The organism is Pseudomonas sp. PWP3-1b2 (assembly GCF_049896045.1).
GTDB classification, from domain to species: domain Bacteria; phylum Pseudomonadota; class Gammaproteobacteria; order Pseudomonadales; family Pseudomonadaceae; genus Aquipseudomonas; species Aquipseudomonas antarctica_B.
Genome location: NZ_JAFCTN010000079.1, coordinates 3,721 through 7,296, shown reverse-complemented (window position 1 = coordinate 7,296; position 3,576 = coordinate 3,721). Strand labels below are relative to the sequence as shown.

Genomic DNA, 3,576 nt, shown 5'->3' with positions numbered 1-3,576 from the left:
ATAAAAATAATGAACGACAGCATTTACCTCTCGATTCAAAACAGCCCGCGTTTCAAGGAGCTGGTGAGAAAAAGGGAAAGGTTCGCCTGGATTCTCTCGGCGATCATGCTAGGGCTTTACTCCGCTTTCATCCTGTTGATTGCCTACGGGCCACAAGTCCTGGGGGCCAAGATCAGCCCCGGTTCTTCGATTACCTGGGGCATTCCCCTGGGTGTCGGACTGATTGTCTCCGCCTTCATCCTGACCGGCATCTATGTGCGCCGGGCCAATGGCGAATTTGATGACCTGAACAATGCGATTCTCAAGGAGGCTGCGCAATGATCCGGCGTCTATTGGCTGTATTCGGCGCTTCGCTGTTTGCCCCGGCTGTTTGGGCGGCAGACGCATTGACCGGTGAAGTGCAAAGGCAACCGCTGAACATCTCGGCCATCGTGATGTTTGTCGCGTTCGTCGGTGCCACCTTGTGCATCACCTATTGGGCTTCCAAACGTAACAAGTCGGCGGCCGACTACTATGCGGCCGGCGGCAAGATCACCGGTTTCCAGAACGGCCTGGCGATTGCTGGCGACTACATGTCGGCTGCGTCCTTCCTGGGGATTTCCGCGCTGGTTTACACCTCCGGCTACGACGGCCTGATCTACTCGATCGGCTTCCTGGTGGGCTGGCCGATCATTCTGTTCCTGATCGCCGAGCGCCTGCGTAACCTGGGTAAATACACCTTTGCCGACGTGGCGTCGTACCGCCTCGGGCAAACCCAGATCCGCAGCCTGTCGGCGTGTGGTTCGCTGGTGGTGGTGGCGTTCTACCTGATCGCGCAGATGGTGGGTGCGGGCAAGCTGATCCAGCTGCTGTTCGGCCTTGATTACCATGTGGCGGTGATCCTGGTAGGGATTTTGATGTGCATGTACGTGCTGTTCGGCGGCATGCTGGCGACTACCTGGGTACAGATCATCAAGGCCGTGCTGTTGCTGTCCGGTGCCTCGTTCATGGCGCTGATGGTGATGAAGCACGTCAACTTCGACTTCAACGCCCTGTTCTCCGAGGCGATCAAGGTTCACCCTAAAGGTGAAGCGATCATGAGCCCCGGCGGCTTGGTGAAAGACCCGATTTCGGCATTCTCCTTAGGGCTTGCGCTGATGTTCGGCACCGCCGGCCTGCCGCACATCCTGATGCGCTTCTTCACGGTGAGCGACGCCAAGGAAGCGCGTAAGAGCGTGCTGTATGCCACTGGCTTCATCGGCTACTTCTACATCCTGACCTTCATCATCGGTTTTGGCGCGATCCTGTTGGTCAGCACCAACCCGGCGTTCAAGGATGCCGCGGGCGCCTTGCTGGGCGGTAACAACATGGCGGCGGTGCACCTGGCCAACGCGGTGGGTGGCAGTATCTTCCTGGGCTTCATCTCGGCCGTGGCCTTCGCCACCATCCTTGCGGTGGTTGCCGGCTTGACCCTGGCCGGTGCTTCGGCGGTGTCCCACGACCTGTACGCCAGCGTGATCAAGAAAGGCAAGACCAACGACAAGGATGAGATTCGCGTATCGAAGATCACCACCGTGGCCTTGGGTGCGCTGGCAATCGGCCTGGGTATCCTGTTCGAAAGCCAGAACATCGCGTTCATGGTCGGCCTGGCGTTCTCGATTGCTGCCAGCTGTAACTTCCCGGTGTTGCTGCTTTCCATGTACTGGAAAAACCTCACCACCCGTGGCGCGATGATTGGTGGCTGGCTGGGCTTGATCAGTGCCGTTGGCCTGATGGTGCTGGGCCCGACCATCTGGGTCTCGATCCTGCACCATGAAAAAGCCATCTTCCCGTATGAATACCCTGCGCTGTTCTCGATGATCATTGCGTTCGTCGGCATCTGGTTCTTCTCCATCACCGACAAGTCGGCGGCGGCAGAGAAAGAGCGTGCGCTGTACTTCCCGCAGTTTGTGCGTTCGCAAACTGGCCTGGGGGCGAGCGGGGCGGTTAATCACTAAGGTTGTAGCGGCATAAAGAAATGCCCCGGTCGAAAGGCCGGGGCATTTTTTTGCCTGGGGTTATGGGGTGGCAGGGCCATTGCTATCGCAGGCAAGCCAGCTCCCACATTCGACCGAGTACATGCCTTGGAATGCAGTCAAATGTGGGAGCTGGCTTGCCTGCGATAGCGGTAGAACAGGCACCACAAACAAAAACGGCCTCCACTAAGGGAGGCCGTTCTCATTGCAAACAAGCAGTTAAATGCTTACTTGCGATCTTCCAGCTTGGTGATGTCACGCGACTCGTAGCCGGTGTACAGCTGGCGCGGGCGGCCAATCTTGTACGGGCTGGAGAGCATTTCTTTCCAGTGCGAGATCCAGCCCACGGTCCGCGCCAGGGCGAAGATCACGGTGAACATGCTGGTTGGAATGCCGATCGCCTTGAGGATGATCCCCGAGTAGAAGTCGACGTTCGGGTACAGCGAGCGTTCGATGAAGTAGGGGTCGGTCAGGGCGATCTCTTCCAGGCGCATGGCCAGTTCGAGTTGCGGATCGTTCTTGATGCCCAGTTCCTTCAACACTTCGTCGCAGGTCTTCTTCATGACAGTGGCGCGCGGGTCACGGTTCTTGTAGACCCGGTGACCGAAGCCCATCAACTTGAACGGATCGTTCTTGTCCTTGGCCTTGGCGATGAACGTGTCGATGTTCGAGACATCGCCGATTTCATCGAGCATGGTCAATACGGCTTCGTTCGCACCGCCGTGGGCAGGGCCCCACAGTGCGGCGATACCGGCGGCGATACAGGCGAACGGGTTGGCACCCGAAGAGCCCGCCAGGCGCACGGTGGACGTCGAGGCGTTCTGTTCGTGGTCGGCGTGGAGGATAAAGATCTTGTCCATCGCAGCGGCCAGCACCGGGCTGATCGGTTTGATCTCGCACGGCGTGTTGAACATCATGTGCAGGAAGTTTTCCGCGTACGACAGGTCGTTGCGCGGGTACATCATGGGTTGACCCATGGAGTACTTGTAAACCATTGCGGCCAGGGTCGGCATCTTGGCAACCAGGCGGATCGCTGAAATTTCGCGATGCTGCGGGTTATTGATGTCGAGGGAGTCGTGATAGAAGGCCGACAGGGCGCCAACCACGCCGCACATCACGGCCATCGGGTGGGCGTCGCGACGGAAGCCGTTGAAGAAGGTCTTCAACTGCTCGTGAACCATGGTGTGGTTCTTCACGTTACCGACAAACGTGGCTTTCTGCTCAGCGGTTGGCAATTCGCCATTCAGCAGCAGATAGCAGGTTTCAAGGTAGTCCGACTTTTCAGCCAGTTGCTCGATCGGGTAGCCCCGGTGAAGCAGAATGCCATTATCGCCATCGATATAGGTGATCTTCGACTCGCAAGAGGCGGTCGACATGAAGCCTGGGTCGAATGTGAAACGGCCCGTGGCCGTCAGGCCCCGTACGTCAATAACATCGGGACCAACGGTGCCGGTTAAAATGGGCAGCTCGACGGGGGCTGCGCCCTCGATGATCAACTGCGCTTTTTTGTCAGCCATGTGGCCTCCTATTTATGCTTCAAATCATCAGACAGACCCCCCACGCAGGGCCCGCACCACTATAG

At 58.0% G+C, this 3,576-nt stretch carries 3 protein-coding genes; 2 read left to right on the top strand and 1 reads right to left on the bottom strand.

Annotated elements, in window-relative coordinates; all coding sequences use genetic code 11:
- Positions 1–9 precede the first annotated feature (9 nt).
- Both ACP7A2_RS26920 and ACP7A2_RS26915 read left to right on the top strand, forming a co-directional pair.
- Entirely contained in the window at positions 10–321 is a 312-nt protein-coding gene (locus tag ACP7A2_RS26920; RefSeq protein ID WP_003190001.1) for a DUF485 domain-containing protein, read from the top strand.
- Positions 318–1,976 (top strand): cation acetate symporter, encoded by a 1,659-nt coding sequence (locus ACP7A2_RS26915; protein ID WP_049709233.1) that lies wholly within the window; start codon positions 318–320, stop codon positions 1,974–1,976. Before ACP7A2_RS26920 ends, ACP7A2_RS26915 begins: the two co-directional genes overlap by 4 nt.
- Positions 1,977–2,221: 245 nt before the next feature.
- Here the strand turns inward: ACP7A2_RS26915 and gltA are convergent, their stop codons facing one another.
- Positions 2,222–3,511, bottom strand: coding sequence for a citrate synthase (gltA, locus tag ACP7A2_RS26910; RefSeq protein ID WP_375069802.1), 1,290 nt, complete (start codon positions 3,509–3,511; stop codon positions 2,222–2,224).
- Positions 3,512–3,576 lie beyond the last annotated feature (65 nt).

Bases quoted from the DNA above. Each gene is read 5' to 3' on its own strand.
- ACP7A2_RS26920 (WP_003190001.1), top strand. From the start codon at position 10: ATGAACGACAGCATTTACCTCTCGATTCAAAACAGCCCGCGTTTCAAG.
- ACP7A2_RS26915 (WP_049709233.1), top strand. From the start codon at position 318: ATGATCCGGCGTCTATTGGCTGTATTCGGCGCTTCGCTGTTTGCCCCG.
- gltA (WP_375069802.1), bottom strand. From the start codon at position 3,511: ATGGCTGACAAAAAAGCGCAGTTGATCATCGAGGGCGCAGCCCCCGTC.